17 protein-coding genes are annotated in these 22788 nt (G+C 60.5%); 2 read left to right on the top strand and 15 right to left on the bottom strand.

Annotated features, from left to right (window positions below; genetic code table 11):
- Positions 1–145: 145 nt before the first annotated feature.
- The 3 genes from VE009_RS15590 to VE009_RS15580 form a co-directional block, all read right to left on the bottom strand.
- Positions 146–1201 carry an NAD(P)-dependent alcohol dehydrogenase gene (locus VE009_RS15590; protein ID WP_325009159.1) on the bottom strand — a complete coding sequence of 352 codons (1056 nt, stop codon included), beginning with the start codon at positions 1199–1201 and terminating at the stop codon, positions 146–148.
- A gap of 2202 nt (positions 1202–3403) precedes the next feature.
- Positions 3404–3613, bottom strand: a complete 210-nt coding sequence (locus tag VE009_RS15585) for a hypothetical protein (RefSeq protein ID WP_325009157.1) — start codon at positions 3611–3613, stop codon at positions 3404–3406.
- A 19-nt stretch (positions 3614–3632) separates the two neighbouring features.
- Positions 3633–5060 carry a multicopper oxidase family protein gene (locus VE009_RS15580; protein ID WP_325009155.1) on the bottom strand — a complete coding sequence of 476 codons (1428 nt, stop codon included), beginning with the start codon at positions 5058–5060 and terminating at the stop codon, positions 3633–3635.
- Positions 5061–5218: 158 nt separating this feature from the next.
- On the opposite strand from VE009_RS15580, the gene VE009_RS15575 reads away from it, so the two are divergent.
- Together VE009_RS15575 and VE009_RS15570 are read left to right on the top strand one after the other, a co-directional pair.
- The gene (locus VE009_RS15575) at positions 5219–5905 is read left to right on the top strand and encodes a response regulator transcription factor (RefSeq protein WP_325009153.1); all 687 of its coding nucleotides are present in this window, start codon (positions 5219–5221) and stop codon (positions 5903–5905) included.
- Positions 5902–7245 carry a sensor histidine kinase gene (locus VE009_RS15570; RefSeq protein ID WP_325009151.1) on the top strand — a complete coding sequence of 448 codons (1344 nt, stop codon included), beginning with the start codon at positions 5902–5904 and terminating at the stop codon, positions 7243–7245. Before VE009_RS15575 ends, VE009_RS15570 begins: the two co-directional genes overlap by 4 nt.
- On the opposite strand, the gene VE009_RS15565 is transcribed toward VE009_RS15570, so the two are convergent.
- The 12 genes from VE009_RS15565 to VE009_RS15510 all read right to left on the bottom strand — a co-directional run bounded on the left by VE009_RS15565 (position 7242) and on the right by VE009_RS15510 (position 22655).
- Positions 7242–9287: an alpha-glucuronidase family glycosyl hydrolase gene (locus tag VE009_RS15565; protein WP_325009149.1), complete on the bottom strand. Its 2046-nt coding sequence runs from the start codon at positions 9285–9287 to the stop codon at positions 7242–7244. The genes VE009_RS15570 and VE009_RS15565 overlap by 4 nt on opposite strands.
- 25 nt (positions 9288–9312) lie before the next feature.
- Positions 9313–10110: a Nif3-like dinuclear metal center hexameric protein gene (locus tag VE009_RS15560; protein WP_325009147.1), complete on the bottom strand. Its 798-nt coding sequence runs from the start codon at positions 10108–10110 to the stop codon at positions 9313–9315.
- Positions 10111–10129: 19 nt separating this feature from the next.
- A complete protein-coding gene (locus VE009_RS15555; protein ID WP_325009145.1) occupies positions 10130–10978 on the bottom strand; it encodes an SDR family oxidoreductase in 849 nt (282 codons plus the stop codon).
- Between the two features lie 6 nt (positions 10979–10984).
- A complete protein-coding gene (uxuA, locus tag VE009_RS15550) occupies positions 10985–12055 on the bottom strand; it encodes a mannonate dehydratase (protein ID WP_414694871.1) in 1071 nt (356 codons plus the stop codon).
- Positions 12052–12765, bottom strand: coding sequence for a GntR family transcriptional regulator (locus VE009_RS15545; protein WP_325009143.1), 714 nt, complete (start codon positions 12763–12765; stop codon positions 12052–12054). The genes uxuA and VE009_RS15545 overlap by 4 nt, the downstream gene beginning before the upstream one ends.
- Before the next feature lie 130 nt (positions 12766–12895).
- A complete protein-coding gene (locus VE009_RS15540) occupies positions 12896–14197 on the bottom strand; it encodes an extracellular solute-binding protein (RefSeq protein WP_325009141.1) in 1302 nt (433 codons plus the stop codon).
- On the bottom strand, positions 14194–15729 hold the full coding sequence (locus VE009_RS15535) for a response regulator transcription factor (RefSeq protein WP_325009139.1): 1536 nt from the start codon (positions 15727–15729) through the stop codon (positions 14194–14196). Before VE009_RS15535 ends, VE009_RS15540 begins: the two co-directional genes overlap by 4 nt.
- Positions 15726–17534 (bottom strand): sensor histidine kinase, encoded by a 1809-nt coding sequence (locus VE009_RS15530; protein WP_325009138.1) that lies wholly within the window; start codon positions 17532–17534, stop codon positions 15726–15728. Before VE009_RS15530 ends, VE009_RS15535 begins: the two co-directional genes overlap by 4 nt.
- An 82-nt stretch (positions 17535–17616) precedes the next feature.
- Positions 17617–19416, bottom strand: a complete 1800-nt coding sequence (locus tag VE009_RS15525; protein WP_325009136.1) for a glycoside hydrolase family 66 protein — start codon at positions 19414–19416, stop codon at positions 17617–17619.
- A gap of 29 nt (positions 19417–19445) precedes the next feature.
- Positions 19446–20279, bottom strand: coding sequence for a carbohydrate ABC transporter permease (locus tag VE009_RS15520; protein WP_325009134.1), 834 nt, complete (start codon positions 20277–20279; stop codon positions 19446–19448).
- A gap of 11 nt (positions 20280–20290) precedes the next feature.
- The gene (locus tag VE009_RS15515; protein ID WP_325009132.1) at positions 20291–21247 is read right to left on the bottom strand and encodes a sugar ABC transporter permease; all 957 of its coding nucleotides are present in this window, start codon (positions 21245–21247) and stop codon (positions 20291–20293) included.
- Positions 21248–21350: 103 nt separating this feature from the next.
- Positions 21351–22655 carry an extracellular solute-binding protein gene (locus VE009_RS15510; protein WP_325009130.1) on the bottom strand — a complete coding sequence of 435 codons (1305 nt, stop codon included), beginning with the start codon at positions 22653–22655 and terminating at the stop codon, positions 21351–21353.
- Positions 22656–22788: the final 133 nt, after the last annotated feature.

Genomic DNA, 22788 nt, shown 5'->3' with positions numbered 1-22788 from the left:
TACCGCGACGGAGGTTCCACTCTTGTGCGTTATATGTTACTGGGCTCCTCGGCCGGCTGCAATGCCGATCGCGCCATGTCGTACAGCGATCCGGACATTTCGAGCTGCCCCAAGCGCGACAGCGCCCAGGGCAACCCAAGCCGGTTTACGGCAGATTCGGATAAATCATGACCTTGATGCTCGTCTCTTTCTGCGTGCGCGCCGTTTCCACCGCTTCCCGGATATCCGTCAGCGCGAACCGGTGCGTGATGACCTTCGTCAGATCGATGGAGGAGCGCTGCAGCGCTTGGATCGCGGCCGGATACGTATTCGCGTAACGGAAGACGCCGTACGCGTCGATCTCGGCATCGATGAAGCTTCCCATGTCCATCGGCACGGCGTCGGTCGCGGGCAGCCCGACGAAGACGATTTTGCCGCCGCGCCGCACGAGCTTGATCGTGTCGGCCATCGCCCTTGCGTTGCCGGACGACTCGACGACGTACGTGACGCCCTCCCCGCCGGTCAGCTCGGCGAGCCGCGCGGCGACATCCTCGTTCGCCGGGTCGAACGCCGCCGTAAAGCCCATGTCGAGCGCCAGCTGCCGGCGGAACGGCACGACGTCCGTCCCGTAAATTTCCGTCACGCCGAACAGCTTCGCCGCTTGCCCCGCGAGAAGCCCGATCGGGCCGAGGCCGGTGACGAGCACCCGATCGAACGGCTTCACCCCGCCGCGCAGCATCGCGTGAAAGCCGACGGACAGCGGCTCCAGCAGCGCGCCTTCCTCGTAACTCATCGTGTCGGGCAGCTTGAACAACAATTCGCTCGGCATGACGATGTACTCCGCCCATGCTCCGTCGACTGGCGGCGTCGCGAGGAACACGACGTCCGGGCACAAATTGTACCGTCCGGACTTGCAGTAGTCGCAGCGGCCGCACGTCGCCCCGGGTTCCACCGCCACCCGGTCGCCGACCGACACGTTCGTCACGCCGCCGCCTACCGCGACGACTTCGCCGGCGACCTCATGCCCGAGGACGATCGGCTCCGTCACGACGTACCGCCCGATTTTGCCGCGCTCGTAATAATGCACGTCGGAGCCGCATACGCCGATGCAGTATACCTTCACCAGCGCCTCGCCGTCCTTCGGCACAGGAATCTCGACCTGTTTGACGCCGATCGACATCGGCCTGTCCATAACCGCCGCCTTCATCATGCCTGTCGTCATTTCCGCGCACCTCTTTTACAAAAAAGTGGTTTTCTCCTCATTCCCTCCGCTCGAAGCGGAACCAATCAAAAATCGCAGCAGCTGCCGGGCAGGAACATAAACGTTACGCGCTGCATGACTGTAACCGGTTCCAAATCGAACGACCGCTCTTCATACCCGTCGGTCTTCGTAAATTCGACGATGTGCCGTCGTTCTCCTTCCTCTCCTTGGAAGCGAAAAATTTCACAGGAAGTACGGCGCGTATGCATGTATTCACCGAAGGTTCTCGAGTTTAGGTAGTCGCAGTATTGAACGGGGTTTCCCGCATGTCCAAAATTGTCCAAAGCGCTGTTCGCCGCCTCAAGAAACGATCGAACCAGTGGTCGGTGACGTGTCCAGTGATTGGTATTCAAAGCACCGCTCACTGCTTCAAGAATCAGATGAAACAGAAGGGGCTGCAAAGGGTTCAGCGATTCGAAATTGCGGTGAACATAGCAGGAATTCCAGGGCGCGTTGTATATATTCACCAAAGGACCGGTCATTCGGTAACTGGAGTATTGAACGGGATTTCTCGCATGTCCAAAATTGTCCAAAGCTACGCCCGCCGCCTCAAGAAACGGTCGAACCAGACGGGTCGATGACGGGTCTACCGGCTCCTAACGCGAGAGAACTTCGCAGAAGACACGGCGCGAGGGGAGCTTCGCAGGGAGAGTACGGCGTGTGCTGCATGTATTCACCAAAGGTCCTGGACTTTCAGTAGTTAAAATATTAAGCAGGGCTTCTCTGGTGTCCAAAATTGTCCAAAGTGATGCTCGCGACCTCAAGAAACGATTGAACCAGAGGTCGGTAACGTGTCCAGCGATTGGTGTCCAAAGCGCGATCACTGCTTCAAGAATCGGATGAAACAGAAGGGGCGGCGAAGGGTTCAGCGACTCGAAATGGCGGGGAACATAGCAGGAAATCCGGACGTGTTGTATATATTCACCAAAGGACCGGTCATTCGGTAACTGGAGTATTGAAAGGGGCCTTCCGCATGTCCAAAATTGTCCAAAGCTACGCTCGCCGCCTCAAGAAACGTTCGAACCAGACGGGTAGAAGACGGGTCCGGCTCGAAAATGGCGGGTACATAGCAAAAAGTCTGGGTGTGTTACATGTATCAGCGAAGGACCGGTCATCGGTAACTGGAGTATTGAAACGGGTTTCTCGCATGTCCAAAATTGTCCATAGCGCCGCCCGCCGCCTCAAGAAACGATCGAACCAGTGGTCGGTGATGTGTCCAGTGATTGGCTTCCAAGCACCACTCACTGCTTCAAGAATCGGATGAAACAGAAGGGGCGGCTAAGGGTTCAGCGATCCGAAATGGCGGGGATCATAGCAGGAATTCCAGGGAGTGTTGTATATATTCACCAAAGGACCGGTCATTCGGTAACTGGAGTATTGAACGGGGCCTTCCGCATGTCCAAAATTGTCCAAAGCTACGCCCGCCGCCTCAAGAAACGATCGAACCAGTGGTCGGTGACGTGTCCAGCGATTGGTGTTCAAAGCACCGCTCATTGCTTCAAGAATCGGATGAAACAGAAGGGGCGGCGAGGGTTCAGCGAATCGAAATAGCGGGGAACGTTGCAGGAAGTCCGGCGCGTGTTGCATGTATTCACCATAGGAACCGGACGGTTGGTAATTGGAGTATTGAACGGGGCCTTCCGCATGTCCAAAATTGTCCAAAGCTACGCCCGCCGCCTCAAGGAACGGTCGAACCAGACGGGCCGAAGACGGGTTTACCGGCTCCTAACGCGAGGGAACTTCGCCGAAGACACGGCACGGGGGAGCTTCGCAGGGAAAGTACGGCGTGTGCTGAATGTATTTACCAAAGGTCCTGGACTTTCAGTAGTCAAAATATTGAGCAGAGCTTCTCTGTTGTCCAAAATTGTCCAAAGCTACGCCCGCCTCCTCAAGAAACTATCGAACCAGTGGTCGGTGACGTGTCCAGCGATGGGTGTTCCAAGCACCGCTCACTGCTTCAAGATCGGATGAAACAGAAGGGGCGGCGAAGGTTCAGCGATCCGAAATGGCGGGGAACATTGCAGGAAGTCCGGCGCGTGTTGCATGTATTCACCATAGGATCCGGACGATCTGTAATTGGAGTATTGAACGAGGCTTCCCGCATGTCCAAAATTGTCCAAAGCGATGCTCGCTGCCTCAAGAAATGGTCGAACCGGACAGAGTCTACGACTTTTTCGATCTCTCCCGCCGTGCCGTCAGCGCGACCGCGGCGAAGGCGCCGCCGAGCGGCAGCAGGAACGACAGCGCGGCGATGAAGGCGATCGGCACGGCCTCCATCCACCGCATGCTGGCGCGGACGACGACCTCGAACAAAAGAAATCCGCCGATCAATCCGAGTATGAATGCAGCCAGCATTTTCATCCACGATTTCATAAGAGCCCCCCCTTCTCTACTAATCCGGCAAATTGCCGGATTTCGTGCCGACTCGATACGGCGTCGACACTCCTTTGTAATTGAGCATCATCGTCATCCCCGCCGCGGCGTGGCCGAGGTTATGGCAGTGCAGCATCCATAAGCCGGGATTATCCGCCTGGAAGACGACCTCGTATTCGTCGCCCTTAGACAACGGAACGCTGTCGGCATAAATCGGGCTCCCCGTCAGCGGCCTGCCGTTCTTCGTCACGATCTTAAACACATGACCGTGCAGATGCATCGGATGGTCGGCGCCGAGTCGATGCTTGATGCGCACCTTGACCCAATCGCCTTCCTTCACCAGCATCGGCGGGATATGGTGTCCGCCCTTCCCGTTGATCGTAACGGGACCGAGCTCCAGCTCGTACGTCCGGTCGAACGCCATGTCCGCCGAAATGCCATCCTCTTTCGGTTCGCCGTAGGTCGTAAAGTCGAACGTGTCCGCGTCCTTCGGCAGCCGCTCCGGTTCCGGTCCTGCCCCGAGCGCGATACGCCAATCGGCATGCTCCCGACTGTATACGACGACTTGCCCGTTGTCCGGCATCGTTATCAATAAATCGTACCGCTGCCCGCCTCCTATCGGAATCCACTCGTTTCGGAGCGGCGTCGGTGCGTTCAGGTCGTTGGCGTCGATTGACGCCACCCGGAATTCGGCGCCTGCCACGCCCATGCGCTGCGTTTCGTCGAACGCGTTGACGAGCCGCAGACGAACCGTTTCGCCCGGCGCGGCCTCGAGGGCGAGTCCGCCTTCGGCGCCGTTCGTCAGCCGATGCTTCTCGTTCAGCTCCTGCAGCGTGACGGCGTAATCGCGGTCGTACGCGAACGGATCGTCCTTCGGCTCGACGATCAAGCGGCCGATCAAACCGCGCTTCGCTTGTCGGGAGCTTTGCTGATGGGAATGATACCAATATGTCCCCGGATGTTTGGCGATGAAGGAATATGTGAACGTCCCGCCGGGCCAAACCGCATCCTGCGTCACGCCCGGCACGCCGTCCTGCGAGCAGGGCAGAACGACGCCGTGCCAATGGATCGAGACCCCGGCTTCGATGTCGACGTTCGTCAGCTTGACGACGACGCGATCGCCCTCCCGGACGCGCAGTTCGGGTCCCGGCGTCGAGCCGTTAAACGTCCACGCCTCCGCGCGGGTGCCGTCGTTCAGCTCCAGCCGCGTCACGGCGGCCTGCAGCTCGAATTCGCGAACGGGCGCGGCGGAAGGCGGGTCGATCAAATCAGGGCAAGACAGCGCGGCGGCAACCTGCCCCTCCGTGCCGTCATGACCGGCATGTCCTGCGTGCGGCGCGGACATGTCGATCTCCTCCGGCGGCCTCCCTTGAATCGTGCCGCAGGAGGCGAGCAGCCAAGCGAGGACTAGGAGAACGACCGCGGCGGACCGCTTCGTTCGATGCATAGGGAAAGCACATCCTTTCGTCGTTGCTGCCCCTATCCTATCAAGTCGATGTTGCGAAGTTGTGAAGATCGTTTGCGATTCCCGTGAAAAACGGCACCGCCTGCGCTAAGCATTGTATAATGGGGGCAATATGCGTACGGAAGAAAGGTGAATGGAGCATGGCTACGCTACTGCTCGTCGACGACGAGGCGAAAGTGCTGGAATCGATGACGCCATACTTTCGGCAGGAGGGGTACGAAGTCGTTACGGCATCGACGGGGACCGAAGCGCTGCGAAAGGCGCGCGAATCGAAGCCGGCGGTCGTCGTGCTCGATTGGATGCTGCCGGAGATGAGCGGCATCGACGTCTGCCGCGAGCTGAGGCGCACGAGCGGGGCCGGCATCATTATGGTGACGGCGAGAAGCGACGAAACGGATAAAATCGTCGGGCTGGAGGTCGGCGCCGACGATTACGTCACGAAGCCGGTGTCGCTGCGCGAGCTGGCGGCCCGCATCCGCTCGTTGATTCGCCGGCTGGACGGGCGAGGCGGCGAGCCGGAGCCGCTGCTGGAACGCGGCGAGCTCGCCATCTCGGAGCCGCAGCTGCGCGTATGGAAGCGCGGGCAGGAGGTCGCGCTGACGCCGACGGAGTTTAAGCTGCTGCTCGCGCTGGCGGAGAAGCCGGGCATCGTGTTCAGCCGGCTGCAGCTGTTGCAATCCGCGATGGAAGACGACTATTTGAACGACGAGCGTACGGTCGACGCGCATATCAGCAAGCTGCGACGGAAAATCGAAGACGATCCGGCCCGGCCCGTTTACATCCAGACCGTGTTCGGCTTCGGCTACCGGTTCGGTGAGCGCCGATGACGATTCGAAAAAAACTGTTTCTCGCGATGGCCGGCATGGTCGCGGCGATGAGCCTCATTTTCGCAGGAGTAACGGTCTTCGTCGTAAAGCAAATCGTCGAACGCGTCCCGATTGCGGATCGCAGCGAAGAAATCCACGTCTTGTCCGAATTGTACGTCAGCTACTTTGAACGGAACGGCGGCTCATGGGACGGAGTGGCAGAGGATGCGGACGTCGCGGACTACTATGAAGGGCATCCGGATCAAAGCGCGATGCTGCTGGCACCGGGAGGCGAATCGATCGCCCATGCCGGTTCCGTTCGCCCCGAAGAGATCCGGCGTCTCGGCATTCGGCACGAGCTGTCCGCAGGGGGCGAACCGATCGCGACGCTTTATTATCACGATGCCGAAGCCGCCAATCTCGCGATCATCCAGCTCGGCGTCGGCAGCTCGGTCACCGTCTTCTCGCTCGCGAGCGTCTTCCTTATCGGATTATGCGCCCTCTTCGCCGCTTGGCGAATTTCGGAGCGGCTCACGCGGCCGCTTCGATCGCTCATGCCGATCATCGAACGGCTGGGCCGAGGGGAGCTCGGCGTTCAGGCGCCGGTCGAGGGCAAAGACGAATACGGGAAGCTGGCGGCGGCGTTCAACGCGATGTCGGGAGAGCTCGAGCGCGCCGAAGCGACGCGCCGCAGCTTGACGGCTGATATCGCGCACGAGCTGCGGACGCCGCTGGCGATCGTTCGAGGCAAACTGGACTATTTGCAGGAACGCGGGGAAACGGTCGAGCCCGAGCAGCTGCTCCCGCTGCAGGACGAGCTCATTCGGCTGTCGCGCCTTGTCGACGACCTCCACCGGGTGTCACTGGCCGAAGCGAAGAAGCTGCCGCTCGACATCCGCGCGGTCGACCTGCCCGCGCTGCTCGACCGCATCGCCGAGCGAGCGGAGCTAGAAGCGGAGGGCAAGGGCGTTCGGCTTGCGGTCGAAGCGGCGGATGCGCTGCCTGCTGCCGCGGTCGATCCGAACCGGATGACGCAAGTGTTCCTAAACCTAGTGATGAACGCCGTGCGGCATACGCCTTCCGGCGGAACGGTGGCGATCCGGATTTCGGCCGACCGGGCGGCCGGCATGCTCGTCGTCGCCGTCGAGGACACCGGAACGGGCATTGCCCCGGAGCATCTGCCGTTCATCTTCGACCGGTTTTACCGGGCGGACGCGGACCGGTCGCGAAGCGGCGGCGGCATGGGACTCGGTCTTGCGATCGCGAAAGCGTTCGTGCTGGCGCACGGGGGGACGATCGAGGCCGAAAGCGAGCTCGGCCGCGGGACGCGAATGATTGTCAGCGTGCCCGCGGCGTCTTAATATATCGTCCGTCCGTGCGCGTCCGGAATGCCCGATTTACGGTAGAAGTATGTGTTGATGACGTCCCGCCACTCCTGCGCATGCTCCGCTTGGTGAACGAACCGGTCGCGGGCTTGCTTGTGGATCTCGGCGTCGACGAGGCCTTCCAACGCGTCCCAGCGCCGGAGCAGCTCGGCCGCGCGTTCCGCCCCTTCGAAGCGCGAATCGTAAATATGCTGAATGACCGTCTTGCCCGATTTCAGCACGTGCGTATACGGCACATGATGGAAAAATAAAAGCAGTTCGTCGGGGCACTCCGTCAGCGACTCGTAACGGTCCGATTGCGGCGAATGGTATTGGCTCGTATATCCCGTGCCGGTGGCCGCCGTCCGGTCGACGCCGATCCCGCGGCAATCCGCGAAATGGTACGTCCCCCATTTGGAATATTCGTAGCCGTCCACGTTCGGGCCGTAATGGTGATTCGGATTCACCATCCAGCCGACGCCGAGCGGCGCCGTATACGACTCGTAAATTTCCCAGGACCCGAGCAGCATCTCCGACACCGTCCGCATGACGAGCGGGTCGCCGCCGAACGTCCTCGCGATCCATTCCTTGGCGATGCGCTCCGCGGCGAGGCTCGGATCCCACGCGAGTCTCCCGAACCCGTACCAGTTCGCCTGCGCGAGCGGATGCCCGGTCCAGTTGTCGTCGTCCCCGATGTTGGATACGGCGGCCATCCCGCCGATCGGGCGCTCGAATAAGGTGCCGCTCGCGACCTTGCTCACGGTAGACTCTTCCCCGCGCGCGTACGTATCGAAGTCCAGCACTTCCTTCCACTGCGAAACAAGGTAGCATAGATGCCGCTGCTGCCCTGTGTACTCCTGCGTAATTTGCAGCTCCAGCAGTTGGTTCGTGCTCGCCAGGCCTCCGAGCAGCGGCGAGACGGGCTCTCGAACTTGAAAATCCATCGGCCCGTTCTTGATTTGCAGGATGACGTTGTCCCGGAACTGTCCGTCCAGCGGCATGAAATGATCGTACGCCGCGCGCGCCCGGTCCGTTTTCCGATCCCTCCAATCCTGCAAGCAATTGTAGACGAAGCAGCGCCAAACGACGATGCCGCCATGGGGCGCCAGCGCGTCGGCCAGCATGTTCGCCCCTTCGGCGTGGTTTCTTCCGTAGCTGAACGGTCCGGGCCGGAACTCCGAATCCGCCTTGACCACGAATCCGCCGAAATCGGGAACGTACCGGTAGATCGTCTCGGCTCGTTCCTTCCACCAGCGCCCGACGGCGGGGTCCAGCGGGTCCGCGGTGCCAAGGCCGCCGATTTCGATCGGGCTCGCGTAGTTGACGCTGAGGAACAGCCGAATGCCGTACGCCCGGAAGATGTCCGCGACCTTCGCGACGTCCGGCAGCAACTCCTCCGTGATCAGCTTCGTTTCCGTCCGGTGGACGTTCACGTTGTTGATCGACACGGCGTTGAGTCCGACGGACGCCAGCAGCCTCGCGTAATCGCGCACGCGCGACAAATCGTAGTCGAACCGGTCATCCCGGAAAAAGATCGATCGGCCTGCATACCCTCGCTCGATGCTGCCGTCCATATTGTCCCAATGGTTGATCATGCGCAGCCGGTTCGCGGGCGTTTCCGCGATGTCCAGCCGCTCGATCGATTCGCCCTCCTGCAGCAGCGCGAGGAAATGAAATACCGCGTAAAGCGCGCCGCGATCGGTGTTCGCGGCGAGCGCGATCGGACCGCCGTCTGAGCGGCGGATGGCGTACCCCTCTTCCGAGACGACGCCTTCGCCGCGAAGCAGGGGGTGGCTGCCGACCGTCCCGACGACCAGCGTCGCGGTCTCGTCGGCCGCCTCGACCACCTGCGGCGTCGCCCCCAGCATCGACTGCAGCGCCGATACCAATTCGTCCCGCGCCGACCGGAGGATCGGCGAATCCCCCGCGATCGCGATGCGCGAGCAGCCGCGAAGGTACGACTGGCGCAGCGGCGCGTCCTTCACCTCGCGGTAACTGAGCCAGCATGCATACCCCGCGCGTTCTTTCCCTTGCGGCATCCTTTGCCCCTCCCTAACGTTAGATTTATACGATCTCCAACGCCGGCCGCTCCGAGACGAAATGCACCGGCACGCCGAGATCGGCCGCCTGCAGCCGCCGCGCGAGCCGTTCCATGCCGGGCTCCTCGCTCGCCGCATGCCCGAGCAGAATGAGCGCTTTCCGCTTCCCTTGGCGGACGGCGTCGCGCACGTACTCCGGCGTCTCCCACTCCGGCCCTTCGCCTGCGATGACGACATCGACCTGCCGCTCCTCGAACAGCGGAACGGCGACCGCGGCTCCGCCCCGGTAGCCGACCGCGACGCCCGCCCGCGAGCATGCGGCGTTCAAGTCGCCGGCGACGCGCACGTAAGGGAGTGCGAGTTTCTCCTTCAGCGCGGACGCCAAATCGCCCAGACGCATCGACGGCAGCCGGACGACGGTCGCTTCCGGCCGTACCTCCTCCACGTACGGCTGCCATTCCAGCGCCTCGATCAACCCTTCCGTTATCCGATCCGGCAAACTGCGGTGAATCCCGTCATGGTACCGGTACACGACCATCCCCGACGCTTCGATCCACGCGTTCTTCGCAAGCGCGACGGTGCCGCCCGCCGCAATGGATCCGTCGGCGCGATGGCTGTAGTACAGCCCTTCATGCGCGATCACGAAATTGGCGCCGAGCGCGGCCGAACGCTCCAGCGCCGCTTGGGACGCCAGGAACGTCACGGCGATGCCTGTCACCAACGTATCCGGCGAGCCCGCGACGATGCCGTCGACCGTCGCGGCGCCGGCCGCGCCGAGCCCCTGCGATAGCAAACAACGTTCGATAAGCTCCCCCGCGCGCATCTCCATTCGCTCCTCGCTCTTACACGCCCGAATACGCCAAAAACCCGCCGTCGACCGGCACCGTAACGCCCGTCACGAAGCCCGACTGCTCCGGATCGGCCAGCCACAGCAGCACGCCGAGCAAATCCTCCGGCTTGCCGAACCGCCGCATCGGCGTGTGCGCGATAATTTTGTGCGCGCGTTCGGTGAGGCTCCCGTCCGGTTGGGTGAGCAAATTGCGGTTCTGCTCCGTCAGGAAGAAGCCCGGCGCAATCGCGTTGACCCGAATGCCGACGTCCGCCATATGGACGGCGAGCCACTGCGTGAAATTTTCGATCCCCGCCTTGGCCGCGCTGTACGCGGGCACTTTCGTCATCGGGCTCGGCGCGCTCATCGAGGACATGTTAATGATCGTGCAGCCTTCGCGGCCGAGCATCCGCTTCGCGAAAATTTGCGTCGGAATCAGCGTTCCTAGAATGTTGAGATTGAACACGAAGCTGAACCCTTCCGGACTTAGGTCGAAGAAGGTGCGGAGGCCGGGTTGGCCGAGATCCTCGAGCTTCAGCGTCTCCTTCGCCGTCGTGCCGTCCGGATGGTTGCCCCCGGCGCCGTTGATCAAAATATCGCAAGGCCCGAGACGGCGAAAAATTTCTTCGTCGGCCTGAATCACGCTGTCCGCGTCCAGCACGTCGCACGCGACGGCGATCGCCTCGCCTCCCGCGGCGCGGATCGACTCGGCCACCTCCTGCCCTTTCTCGACCCTTCGGTTCAAGATCGCCACCTTCACGCCCTGGCGTCCCAGCTCGACGGCCATGGCGCCGCACAGCACGCCGCTTCCGCCGGTGACGACGGCCACTTTGCCTCTCAAGTTTTCATTGATCCCCAGCACGCTGCCTCATCTCCCTTTCTTCGTTCGCTGAATGGCGTCCCATGCGCCCCACAAGTACATGATCCCCATCGCCCGGTCGTACAGGCCGTAGCCCGGGCGGCACTCTTCGCCCCACAGATGTCTGCCGTGATCCGGTCTCGCGTAGCCCGTAAATCCGATATCGTGGTACGCCTCGACGATGCCGACGATATCGACAGTTCCGTCCGCTCCGCGATGGGACGTCTCGATGAAATCGCCGTTCTCGTACACGCGTACATTGCGGATATGCGCGAACGGAATGCGGTCGCCGAACTCGCGAATCATCGCCGGAATATCGTTCGCCGGATTGGCGCCGAGCGAGCCGCTGCACAGCGTGACGCCGTTCGACGGGTGATCGACGAGCCGGAGCAGCCTCCGGATGTTGTCCTGCCCGGTCATAATGCGAGGCAGCCCGAAGACGGACCACGGCGGATCGTCCGGATGGATCGCCATCCGGATGCCGCACCGCGCGGCGACCGGGATGATTTCCTCTAGAAAATACTGCAGGTTGCTCCACAATCGCTCCTCGGTCACGTCCCGGTACGCTTCGAATAAGCCGGACAGCGTTCGCAGCCGTTCGGGCTCCCAGCCCGGAATCGTGAATTTCGGATTGTCGGCGATCGTGCGGACCAGCACCTCCGGGTCTATGTTTTGAAGCAGACTTTTCTCGTAAAACAGCGCCGTGGAGCCGTCCTCCAGCTCGCGGTACAAGTCGGTGCGAATCCAATCGAACACGGGCATGAAGTTGTAGCAAATCACTTTCACGCCGACTTGCCCCAGCTTTTCGATCGTTCGCTTGTAGTTCTCTATGTACCGGTCCCGCGTCGGCCGTCCCAGCTTGATGTCTTCATGGACGTTCACGCTTTCCACGACATCGATATGGAAGCCGTGCGCCTCCGCTTGGCGCTTCACGGCCTCGATTTTATCCATCGGCCATTCCTCGCCCGCCGGGACGTCGTGCAGCGCCCAGACGATCCCTTCGACGCCGGGGATTTGCTTGATTTGCCACAGCGCGACTTGGTCGTTTCCTTCGCCAAACCAGCGGAATACCATCCTCATTGCTCGTCACCGCCTCGTTTCGTGTTTTTGAAATAGGTCGGATAAGCGCGCACCAGCGCCTCTTGGTCGTGCACGATCAACGTCACATGCTCCTTCATAATGCGTTCCGCCCGGTCCGCGTCCCCGCTCCGGATGCATTCGACCATCGCCCGGTGCTGCGCCGCGATCGTGCTCCAGTTGAACGCCGAAGCCAAGCTAAGCATGCGAATCCGGCTTAAATGCGCGTTCAGCGTATGTACGATCGACCATGTTCGCTGCTTGCCGCTGCCCGCGAACAAAATTTCGTGGAATTGAATGTCCAATCCGAACAGCTTCGCGTAATTTCGTTCCTCGACGTATTTCTCGAACAGAAGCACGTTCATGTCGAGCTGCACGAGATGATCCGGCGAGAACCGTTCGCAAGCGAGCCTGACGACAGCCGGCTCCAGCTGCTCGCGGACGAACCTGGCCTCCTCCACCTCCTCCAAATCGATGAGGGACACGTAGGTCCCGCGCTGCGGCAGCACCTCCAGCAGCTGCTCCTGCGACAGCCGCACGAGCGCTTCCCGGATCGGGGTTCGGCTGATCTGCAGCTTCGCGGCGATCTCGTTCTCCGACAGCGGCTGGCCGGGAGCAAGCTTCAGCCGAACGATATGATCGCGCAGCAATTCGTATACGTAATCGCGGGCCGACTGCTTGGGGGCCGGCGCGGCCGGCTCAAGTTCGAGCATCGTTGCACCTCCGTAAGGGCTTTCAGCTTACATTTTACCACCAACTCATCATACTTGTATACAAGTAATACAAGAATTTTCGCCCATAAGAAAAACAGGCCCATCCATTACCGTAATGGTTGGAGCCTGCTCATCGGTCGCTCGACCGCCCTCCCGCGTTCAGCGCCTCATCCATGCGCGCAGCCGCTTCGTTCAACGTGACGCGGACGTCCCGGTTGTGCAGAAACATGTCCTCCATCGCCTTTTTGTAAATTTCCTCCACCTTGGACCACTGCGGGACCGGGGGGCGAACGAAGCTGTCGGCGATTCCCTCCATATACGCCTTCAAGTAAGGATTCTCCGCGACGATCTGCTCCGCGTCGCGCAGCGCCTCCCGATGCGTCGGGATCAAACCGGCGCCGAACAGCGCCGTCTGCGCCTCCTTCCCGAGCATCCAGCGGATGAATGCCCACGCTTCCTCCTTATGTCGGCTTCCTTTCGTGATGACCAAGCTTTCTCCGCCGACCACGGCGCCGTATTCGGGCCCTTGCGGGAACGGAGCGGGCGTCGTCGCCGACATCAGGCTCCGCCCGACCTCCGCGGAGTTGAGCAGGATGCTGTAAAACCATGGGCCTTCGTCCATCATCAGCAGCCGCTCGCCGGACCGAATGCCGCCCCACAAATCCGCGTCGTCCAGCAGCTCGGGAGCGAGGACGCCCGCCCGATGCCATTCGAGAAGCGTCTCCATTGCGCGTACGCTTTCGTCGCTGTCGAAATAGCCGCTTGCGGCCTGGAACTCCTTGTCGGCGAGCCTGCCGCCGAGCCCGAAAAAATACGGCAAGCTTTGCCACATTTCGAGGCCCGCCATCCCGACGACGAGTCCGTGGCCGCGCGCGGCTTCGAGCACCTCGGGCAGCGAAGCCTCGGCGGGATTCACCCCGGCGCGGCGCGCCAATTCGGCATTGTACACGGCGGCTTTCGTATTCATGTTCAGCGGCAGCGCATACGCGCGTCCTTGATAATAGCCGCTCTCCTTCATCCGCTCCGCAAGCGCCCCCGCGGCTTCGGCGAAATCGGGAAAGGCGTCGAGCGGATACAGCAGCCGCTTGGAGGCGAAGTCGGGCACCCACGAATATTCCATGCGCACGACGTCCGGGGTTGCGCCGGCCGACGCCTTCGCCGCGATGGCCGCCCGATACTCCAGGTTGTACTCTTGCCTGACCGACTCGATGCGCACGCCCGGATGGTTGCGCTCGAATCGCGGAATGAGCGTTTCCTCGAAAATTTTCGTCTCTTGGTCGCTGTACGTGTGCCAAACCACGATCGTCTTGACGGGCTCGTCGTCGACCCGCTGAACTCCCTGCGGATCGTCGATAATGTGCGAGTTCGAACAGCCAGCGGCAAACAAGACGGCCGCGAGAGCCCATTGGCCGAAACGGAAACGCATGCTCATGGGCGCTCCTTCTGCCGTTCCAGGGGGACCATGCCGTGACATTCCCGAAACTCGTTCGGCGACAACCCGATTACCTTCTTGAACAGCTTGCTGAAATATTTGGTGTCGTTGAAGCCGGACTGCTCCGCGATTTCGTAAATTTTCAAATCGGTTCGAAGCAGCAGCTCCTTCGCCTTTTGGATTCGCAAATCGATCAGGTAGTCGATAAAGTTGCAGCCCATCGTTTTCTTGAACAAAATCGAGAAATAGTTTTTGCTGACATGCACGTAATCCGCGACTTGCTGCAGGGTAATCGTCTCTAGGTAATGCCGGCGGATATACTCGAGCGCTTTCCCAACCGGGTTTTGCGGCGCGGCGAGCTCCGGCCCGATTTTGCTCAGCTCCGCGATCTGCTCGAGCAGCCTGCGGCACAGCTCGTCGAACGTCTCCGACGCGAACAGCAGGTCGAAGCACTCGACCAGCGCGTACGGATCGATCGCGTGCTTAAACCGCTGCGACAGCACTCTGCACGCCTCTTCCTTGAGAGCATCGGGCGGCTTCCCGCCCGCCGTCCAGCGCGCCCGCCATCGGCCGACCGCCTCGGCCAGCGCTTCGCCGTTCGGATCCGGGATCGATTCGAGCATGCGCGGCAGATCTTCCCCGGAAGCATCGCGGATCGATGGATCGGCTTCCTCGAACCGGTAAATGCCGGCGCCGCGGAAAAAGCTCCGCCGGCATGCTTGTTTGCTGCAATCGTACGCTCGTTGAAGGTCGTCCGTTCCGCGGCTCGCGACGCAGCCAAACGACACGTCCGTCCCGTTCTCGCTCCGCATCGCGTCCCGCAGCTTCCCGAACCGCCGCTCCGGCGCTTCCTCGAAGGGCAGCAAGCAAAACATCTCGCTCTCGGACGTCGGAAACACGATGCCCCGCGGGTTCTCCGCGTAAAACAAATCGACGAAGGAATCCGCGACGATCGATTTGTTCAAAAAGCCGTCCGCCTCCCCTTGTCGATGCAGCGCCGCATATGCGGCCGTGTACGCCCCATCCAGCCATGGCGGGAATCGTCCCGCCGGCGCGGCCTGCGAACGGTGGACGAGAAACCGCTTCAGCGTGTGCTCGTATCCCCTCCGCTCCCGCAGGTCGTCCTCCGCGGCGTCGCGCGGGACCCGTCCCTCTGCCCGAATCGCCTCGGCGCATTTCTTCACGATCTGCAGCAAGTCCTCCGGCTCCAGCGACGGCTTTAAAATGTAATCGACCACGCCGAGGCGGAGCCCTTCGCGAACATATTCGAAATCGTTATAGCTGCTGACGAACACGACCTTGATGCCCGGATGGAGCGCCATCGCTTTTTTCGTCAAGGCGAGTCCGTCCATTATCGGCATCTTGATATCCGTGATCAAAATATCGATCGTCTCCGTCTCCATGACGGCCAGCGCGTCGGCGCCGTTGGCGACGTCCGCGACGAGGCGGAACCCTTCCCGCTCCCAATCGACGGACGCCTTGATGCCGTAACGGATCAGCGGCTCGTCGTCCGCCAGCAAGACTCGTATCATACGCCGTCCCCCCTTGCCTCCACCGCATTCGCGGTTAATACGATGTTCGCGGTCGTCCCGGCCCCGCCCTCGCTGCGCAGCGTCACGGAAGATCCGGGCCCGTAATACAGCTGCACGCATTCGTGCACGTGACGCAAACCGATCCCGGCTTCGCCCGTTGCGATCGCCTCTTCCACGGACCGAACCACCACCTGCTTCTCCGGCAAAATGCCGATGCCGTTATCCCTCACTTCGATCGCGAGGCCGGCCGCCGTCCGCGCGGCCGCGATCCGGATGTCCCCGTCCTCGTCCTTCGGCACGATGCCGTGGAAAATCGCGTTCTCAACGAGCGGCTGCAGCAGCATGCGGGGGATGACGAAATCGGCCGCCGCCGGCTCGATATCGGTTTGCAGACGGAACTTTCGATTGTATCGCAGCTCCAGTATAGCCAGGTACTTTTCGATAATATCGAGCTCCTCCCGAACCGTGACGAAGTTGCCCTTCTTCCCCATGTTCGCCTCCAGCAGCCGGATGAGCGCCGACATGCCTTGGTCCGCCTTCTCGGTCTGGCCGTACTTAATCAGCCACCGCAGCGTACTGAGGGTGTTGAAGAGGAAATGGGGATTAACTCGGTGGTGGATCGCGCGCAGCTCCGCGTCCTGCTTTTTCTTCTGTTCCTCCCGCACCTGCTCCATCAGCCGATCGATATCGGCGATCATTCGATTGAATTGGCGGCTCAGCAAGCCGAGCTCGTCGCTCGAATGGACGTCGGAACGCACCGTGAGGTCCCCTTGCTGGACCAGCCTCATTTGTCGGGTGAGCTGCTTGATCGGCTTCGTGACGTAGTTCGCGATGACGAGACCGATCAGAATGCCGGCCAGCGTGAACGCCGCGAACGAAGACGCGATATTGCGGTTGAGCGCATCGAGCTTCTGCGTAATTTCGCGGACGGGAACCGTGCCGACGATATACCAGCCGTTGCTGAGGCGCTGCTTCACGCCGTAGTGCGGCACCCCGCCGTCGTCGAACTCGAACTCGACGTACGGATTGTCGACGATGTTCCGCAGCAGCTCGTCGTTGGCGACGAGCCGATGAATGCGCGAGATGTCGGCGTCGATCATCACTCGTCCTTCCGAATCGGCGACGAAGAAACGTCCGGTTTCGCCAAGCTTCAATTGCTCGAGCTTCTCGACGATTTTCCGGCCGTTAATGTTGACGAGGATGTACCCGATATTGTCCATCGTGTCGAAATCCTTCAGCACGCGGGCGATCGGCAAAACCAGCTCCGTATTGTCCCCGCCGCCGCTGAACCGGTCGTCCTGCAGCCCCATCCAGACGAGGCCTCCGTCCCGCCGTTTCGCTTCGCTCGCCCAGTCGAACGCTTCTAGATTGTAGCGGCTCAACTTCGTCCGGGAAAACGATCCGCTGCCCCACCCATGCTCGCTGTTTTTCAGCACGTAAACGATGTTGGCGAAAGAGCTCGAGTAGACGATGTTATTCAGCACGCTCTTCAAATACGCTTCGTCCTCCAAATACTCCCTGACGTTCTCGGAAGCCCCGGATTGCTTCTTCACCACGTTCTGGATGCGGAGGTCGGAATACAACAGATCGGATACGTCGCTCCCCGCGTTTAAAATATAGGAGATGGAGTCCGCGGCTTGCACGGCGATTTGCACCGACGATTCCCGGACGTTGTTTTTGACGGTCGAATTGGAGACCCAATAGAACGATGCACTCGTGAACGCGGCGGGAATCAAGATGACGATGACGAACGCGGCGATCATTTTCGCGGCGAACCGGCGCTTCCATTTCGCGATGAGCTGCATGCGGAGCCTCCCTTGTCGGTACGCGGAATCGTTGCCCAAAGACGCAAAGACGCCTCTCCTGAGACGCCTCCGCTGTATCGTTTTACGATGAATACTCGATGATGAGCATATTCCAATATTGCAGTTCGGGCAAGACGACCGTCAAGACGTCGCCTTCCTGCTTGAAGTCAAGCTCGATCGGAGAGCCTTCGTACCGGTCCGGGGAAGCCGTCCACACCTTGACCGCCTTCCCGCGCGTCGGCACCGACAGCCGGATGTCCGCGATCGTCCCGGGTTCCGTCTGCGTAGCGTTCGCGTCGTTCCACTGCATGTGGACGGCATCGGAGAAGTTAATGAAATGATGAACGTCCATGTCCTTCTTCCGCTTTGCGAACGTCCACACCTTCCCTTGTTCCGCTGCGGAAGACAGCTCCGCTCCGTCGATCGCGGCCGCTTCCCGCCCCAAGTCCTCGACGGAGTCCCGCAGCACATTCTGATACGCCACGAGGAAATCGTAATACCGAATCAGCCGCTCCTCCAACGCGGCGGGAATCGACAAGTTGCGGTTCGGAAAATACTCCTTCGCGAGCATGTTTTCCCCGAGTTCGAGATGCGACGCGCCAGAGGCGAACATGACGGCGTCCGTCAGCAGCACGCCCGGCGCGTTGAACTCGCCAGGGCTGTCCGCGCGATCGTAATTCATGTACGCGGCGAGCACGGTGTTCAGCCGCCCTTTGCTGAGTTTCGCATTCTGATCGACGATGTCCTTCAAATGCTTGTACTGCGGATGGCCGCTCCACACCTCGGTGTACAGGAACTTCACGGGCGCCTGCGCGATATACGCTTGGCCGAACTGTCCCACCGCGTTGAACACGTACTCGACGTCGATCGCTTGCTTGGCATCGCGAAGGAAGTCGAGATAGGCCGCGCCGAGGTCGATTTTCTTCGAAGCGGCGTTCCAGAGGGTCCCGCGGTCGCCGAGCTGATCCACGTGCCACCCGTCGAACGGCAAATGCTCGAACACCGTACGCTCCTGCTCGAACAAATACCGCTTCCAGTCGTCGTTGGACGGATCCATCAGCATAATGTCGCTGGCCCACGAATCGGGCAGCGGATGCTTATCCTGCGTCGTCGCGAGCGGATCCTTGAACATGCCCCACTCCCGGCGGACACCGTCGTTCGCCGCATCCTCGTACGCCCCGAACAGCAAATTGTAGTTCATCGCCTTCATGTTTTTCTCGTGGGCGAGGTCGATATACCGCCGGACCGTCTCGAGCGACACGTCGCGATTGGCGATTTCCCGCCACCGCTCCGCCGGCCGCCCGTTCTCCATTCTGAGCGGAATATGATGCTTCCACTGCCAATCGTAAAATTGGATGCCGTTGATATGGAACCGGTTGAGCCGCTCGATGACGGCTTCTTGTTCCTTCGGCGCCATGTCCATATAATCCGCCAAATACCCGTATCTCGGAAATTTGCCCCAGTCCGAGGAGACGTCGACGGCGATATTGACATGGTCGAGAACGTCGGAGCCCGCCCGGAAGTATACTTCGGCCATATATCCGGTAAAGTCGTCCTTCGGCGGCCGCCATTCCCACTGGACCTCGTCCCGGCCCGCGACGTCGATGTTCGCCTCTTCGACAATGGCATCCAACTGCCGGTACCGGACGAGCAATTCGCCTTGAGGAGGCCCCGTCTCGTTCAACCGGAGCGTAAACCGCACCGGCTCCCCCGGGTCATAGCGGGAACGGTCCGTCGCGATCGCCCCGAAAATATCCTCGCCGCCTGCATCCTGAGGACGAACCTCCCCACCTCCGCCGATGCATCCGGCCAGCAGGGCGGCGGCCGCCGCCGCCGCGATCGCCGCCGCTCTCGCGGGGACTCTTCGATATGGATGAACCATGCTTCTCCTCCTGATACGTCCTATTCGCGTTACCCTTTGACGCCGCCCTCGTTAAAGCCGGATTGGACGAACTTCTTCTGGAAGGCCATGTATATGGCGATGACCGGTACGAGCGCAATCATCGACGCGGCGAAAATTTGCCCGTAGTTCGTTGCGTATTTATCGTTGAACATCATGATCGCGATCGGCAGCGTGCGCAGCGACTCGCTCTTGATGAGCGTCAGCGCGAGGAAATATTCCTCCCACGTGCCTTGGAAAATGAAAATCGCCAACGTTCCCATCGCCGGAAGCGATTGCGGCAAATAAATGTTCCAAAAAATGCGCCAGTCGCCGCCCCCGTCGATCAGCACCGATTCCTCGAGCTCCTTCGGAATGCTCTCGAAGAAGCCCCGCAGGAAAAACATATTGCCGACGACCCCGCCGGCGATGTAGACGAGCCAGAGGCCGGCGTACGTATTGACGAGTCCGAGTCCCTTGATCGTGACGAACTGCGGAATGATGTTGATGACGCCGGGAATCATCATCGTCAACAGGAAGACGCGGAAGATCGCTTCCTTGCCGGGGAACGAAAAGCGGGCGAACCCGTAGGCCGTCAGCGCCCCTAAAAACAAAGAACCAACCATCGCCACCGACGTCACGATCACGCTGTTCATGAAATAAGTCGTGAAATGATTTTTGTTCCATACCGTCACATAATTCGTTGCGTTCGGCGTCACCGCGAACACCTCGTGCGGCTTGGGCAGCGTGTTCGTCCCTAGGAAGAACGTCGTCAACACCATATACACGAAGGGGAACAAAAACAGCAGCGCGCCGAAGACGATGATCGCGTAGACGATGCACTGGTTGATAATCGATGTCTTCATGTTTCTCCCCCTTAGAACATGCGCTGCTTGCCGAATTTTTTCATTTGCGAGTACGTCAATACGAACACCATGATGCCCATCATAAAGCCCATGGCCGACGCGGGCCCGAACTTCAGCTGTTCGAACGCTTGCGTGTAAATCAAGCTTGGGATGACTTGCGTTTGGTCCATCGGTCCGCCTTTGGTAATGAAATACACCTGCGGGAAAAACCCGAACGCTCCGTTGACCAGGTTAATCAGGACGAAGACGGTGACCGGCTTCAGCAAAGGGATCGTGATCAGCCAAAACTTGTGGGCCGACCCGGCGCCGTCGATGTCGGCCGCTTCGTACAAATCCTTCGGCACGCCCTGCAGCGCGGCCAAGTAAATGACGACGCCCCAGCCCACCGTTTTCCAAATGTGAAATAGCCAAATCATGATCATGGCGGACCAATAATGGTTTCGCCACGAAACCGGTTCGGGCAGCAGGCCGAGCTGCTTGTGAAGGATGAAATTGACGAACCCGCCGTCGCCGTCGGCGAACAAATATTTAAACAAAAGCGCGACGATGATCCAAGAGGTGACGATCGGCAAATAGTAGATCGTTCGGAACGCGATTTTGTATTTGACGAATTTGGCGTTGATCAAGACGGCGAAGAAAATCGCCAAAAACCAGTTGACGGGCACGGTAGCCGCCACGTTCAGGAACGTGTTGCGCAGAGCGATCCCGAACTTGCCGTTCGGATCTTGGAACACCTTCGCGTAATTGTCCAACCCGACCCATTCGTTCTTCGCATTCGGCATAATACTGAAATCCTGAAAGCTGATCAGGACGTTCTTGATCATCGGGTAAATGACGAACACGGCCGTTCCGCCGAAGCCGAGAATGACGAACGGCAGGACGGCCCGCCACTGCCTCAGCCCTTTCGCGAACGCGCTCTCTCTTCGCCCCGGCCCTATTCCGCCGGGCGCCGTCGATACGTTGGCCATGCGAGCGCCCCCCTCTCGTTGAAATGAACGCCTCGCCGGAAGTCATCGGTTTCCCTCCGTCCGGCGAAGCGGGCGAATCTATCGCTTGGCGGTGCGCAGACTTTTACTGCAGCAGCGCTTGGATTTGACGGGCCGCTTCGTCGAGCGCAGCCTTCGGCTCCGCTTCGCCGCGAATCGCTTTCTCGAAGGCGAGATTGAAGATGCCTTCCATTTCGCTCCACTGCGGAATCGGCGTGCGCGGCAGCGCGGTCTCGAGCTGCTTCACGTATTCGGCGATGTACGGGATATCCATCTCCGTCATGGCCGACGCCGCCGCTTTGTTCGTCGGGATGAGTCCCGCCCCGGCCATCATCTTCTGCGGCTCCTCCGTCAGCATCCACTTCGCGAACGTCCACGCTTCCTCCGGATGCTTGGAATTCGTGAAGATGACGAGGTCCTCTCCGCCGATGACGGAGCGGCTGCCGCCCGGACCTTCGGGCATCAATCCGCGGACGGTTTCCGCCATCGGATCGAAGCCGCTTTCCGTTTCGTTCATCTTGATGCTGTAAAACCACGGGCCGTCGTCGGTCATCAGATATTCGCCGCTGATCAGACCGTCCCATGTCCCCGGCTCGCCGCCGAGAATTGGGGGAATGATCAAGCCGTCTCGATGCCAGCCGACGATCGTCTCCAGCGCTTTGACGCTTTCCGCGCTGTTCAGGAACCCTTCCGCCTGCGTATAATCGTCATTCGTCATTTTGCCGCCGAGGCTCCAGAACCACGGCGCCAATCCCCACGCATGGACGCCGGATACGCCGAGACCGAACTTGCCTTTCGACTTGAGCGTTTGCGCCGCCTGCACCAGCTCATCCATCGTTTTCGGCGCTTCGGCGAAGCCCGCCTCCGCCAGCGTCGCCTTGTTGTAGATGGCGATTTTCGTGTTCGTGTTGACCGGCACGCCGTAGTAGCCGCCTTCGAAGAAGTTCGTCGCCATCGGCCCCTCGAATACGCTATCCTTTAGCTCCCCGAATCCTTCGAAACCGCTGACGTCCTGCAGCGCGCCTTGCGACGCGAATTCCGGCACCCATACGATGTCCATCCGCATCAAATCGGGCGCGGCGTCGCCCGCCACGCCGGCGATCACCTGCTGCTTCAGCCCTTCGTAAGGCATCCGCGTCAAGACGAGCTCGATGTTCGGATGCGCGGCTTCGAACGCCGGCTTCACTTGCTCGACTAAAATCTTTTCCTCCTGATCGCTGTACGTATGCCAATATTCGATCGATACTCTCTCCGATGACGTCTCGGCCGTCCCGGCGTCCTGCGTTCCTTCGGCTGCGCCGCCGCCCTCCGCACCGCCGCCGCCTCCGCACGCGGTAAGTATCATGGCGGTCGCAAAAGTCAGCGCGGCAAATTTTTTCTTTTGTACCATCTCCGGTTCCCCTTTCGTTCGATGTGACACTTCCCATACTAGAGGTTCCGACCGGGGTGGGTAACCGCTTACATTCCGGTTTTGGTGTTCTTTCTTTTTGTCATGCGTCCGGGGCGTTCGAGGCGGGGGTGTA

Origin of the sequence: Paenibacillus sp., assembly GCF_035645195.1 — a bacterium.
GTDB lineage: Bacteria > Bacillota > Bacilli > Paenibacillales > YIM-B00363 > Paenibacillus_AE.
Note: the sequence above shows the minus strand (reverse complement) of the source record. Positions and strands in the feature narration are given on the sequence as shown.

What these genes read in the sequence shown, in the direction of transcription:
- VE009_RS15545 (WP_325009143.1), bottom strand. Translation starts at nt 12,765, where the DNA reads ATGCTCGAACTTGAGCCGGCCGCGCCGGCCCCCAAGCAGTCGGCCCGC.
- VE009_RS15525 (WP_325009136.1), bottom strand. Translation starts at nt 19,416, where the DNA reads ATGGTTCATCCATATCGAAGAGTCCCCGCGAGAGCGGCGGCGATCGCG.
- VE009_RS15580 (WP_325009155.1), bottom strand. Translation starts at nt 5,060, where the DNA reads ATGCATCGAACGAAGCGGTCCGCCGCGGTCGTTCTCCTAGTCCTCGCT.
- VE009_RS15515 (WP_325009132.1), bottom strand. Translation starts at nt 21,247, where the DNA reads ATGGCCAACGTATCGACGGCGCCCGGCGGAATAGGGCCGGGGCGAAGA.
- VE009_RS15570 (WP_325009151.1), top strand. Translation starts at nt 5,902, where the DNA reads ATGACGATTCGAAAAAAACTGTTTCTCGCGATGGCCGGCATGGTCGCG.
- VE009_RS15560 (WP_325009147.1), bottom strand. Translation starts at nt 10,110, where the DNA reads ATGCGCGCGGGGGAGCTTATCGAACGTTGTTTGCTATCGCAGGGGCTC.
- VE009_RS15510 (WP_325009130.1), bottom strand. Translation starts at nt 22,655, where the DNA reads ATGGTACAAAAGAAAAAATTTGCCGCGCTGACTTTTGCGACCGCCATG.
- VE009_RS15585 (WP_325009157.1), bottom strand. Translation starts at nt 3,613, where the DNA reads ATGAAATCGTGGATGAAAATGCTGGCTGCATTCATACTCGGATTGATC.
- VE009_RS15535 (WP_325009139.1), bottom strand. Translation starts at nt 15,729, where the DNA reads ATGATACGAGTCTTGCTGGCGGACGACGAGCCGCTGATCCGTTACGGC.
- VE009_RS15575 (WP_325009153.1), top strand. Translation starts at nt 5,219, where the DNA reads ATGGCTACGCTACTGCTCGTCGACGACGAGGCGAAAGTGCTGGAATCG.
- uxuA (WP_414694871.1), bottom strand. Translation starts at nt 12,055, where the DNA reads ATGAGGATGGTATTCCGCTGGTTTGGCGAAGGAAACGACCAAGTCGCG.
- VE009_RS15520 (WP_325009134.1), bottom strand. Translation starts at nt 20,279, where the DNA reads ATGAAGACATCGATTATCAACCAGTGCATCGTCTACGCGATCATCGTC.
- VE009_RS15590 (WP_325009159.1), bottom strand. Translation starts at nt 1,201, where the DNA reads ATGACGACAGGCATGATGAAGGCGGCGGTTATGGACAGGCCGATGTCG.
- VE009_RS15540 (WP_325009141.1), bottom strand. Translation starts at nt 14,197, where the DNA reads ATGAGCATGCGTTTCCGTTTCGGCCAATGGGCTCTCGCGGCCGTCTTG.
- VE009_RS15565 (WP_325009149.1), bottom strand. Translation starts at nt 9,287, where the DNA reads ATGCCGCAAGGGAAAGAACGCGCGGGGTATGCATGCTGGCTCAGTTAC.
- VE009_RS15530 (WP_325009138.1), bottom strand. Translation starts at nt 17,534, where the DNA reads ATGCAGCTCATCGCGAAATGGAAGCGCCGGTTCGCCGCGAAAATGATC.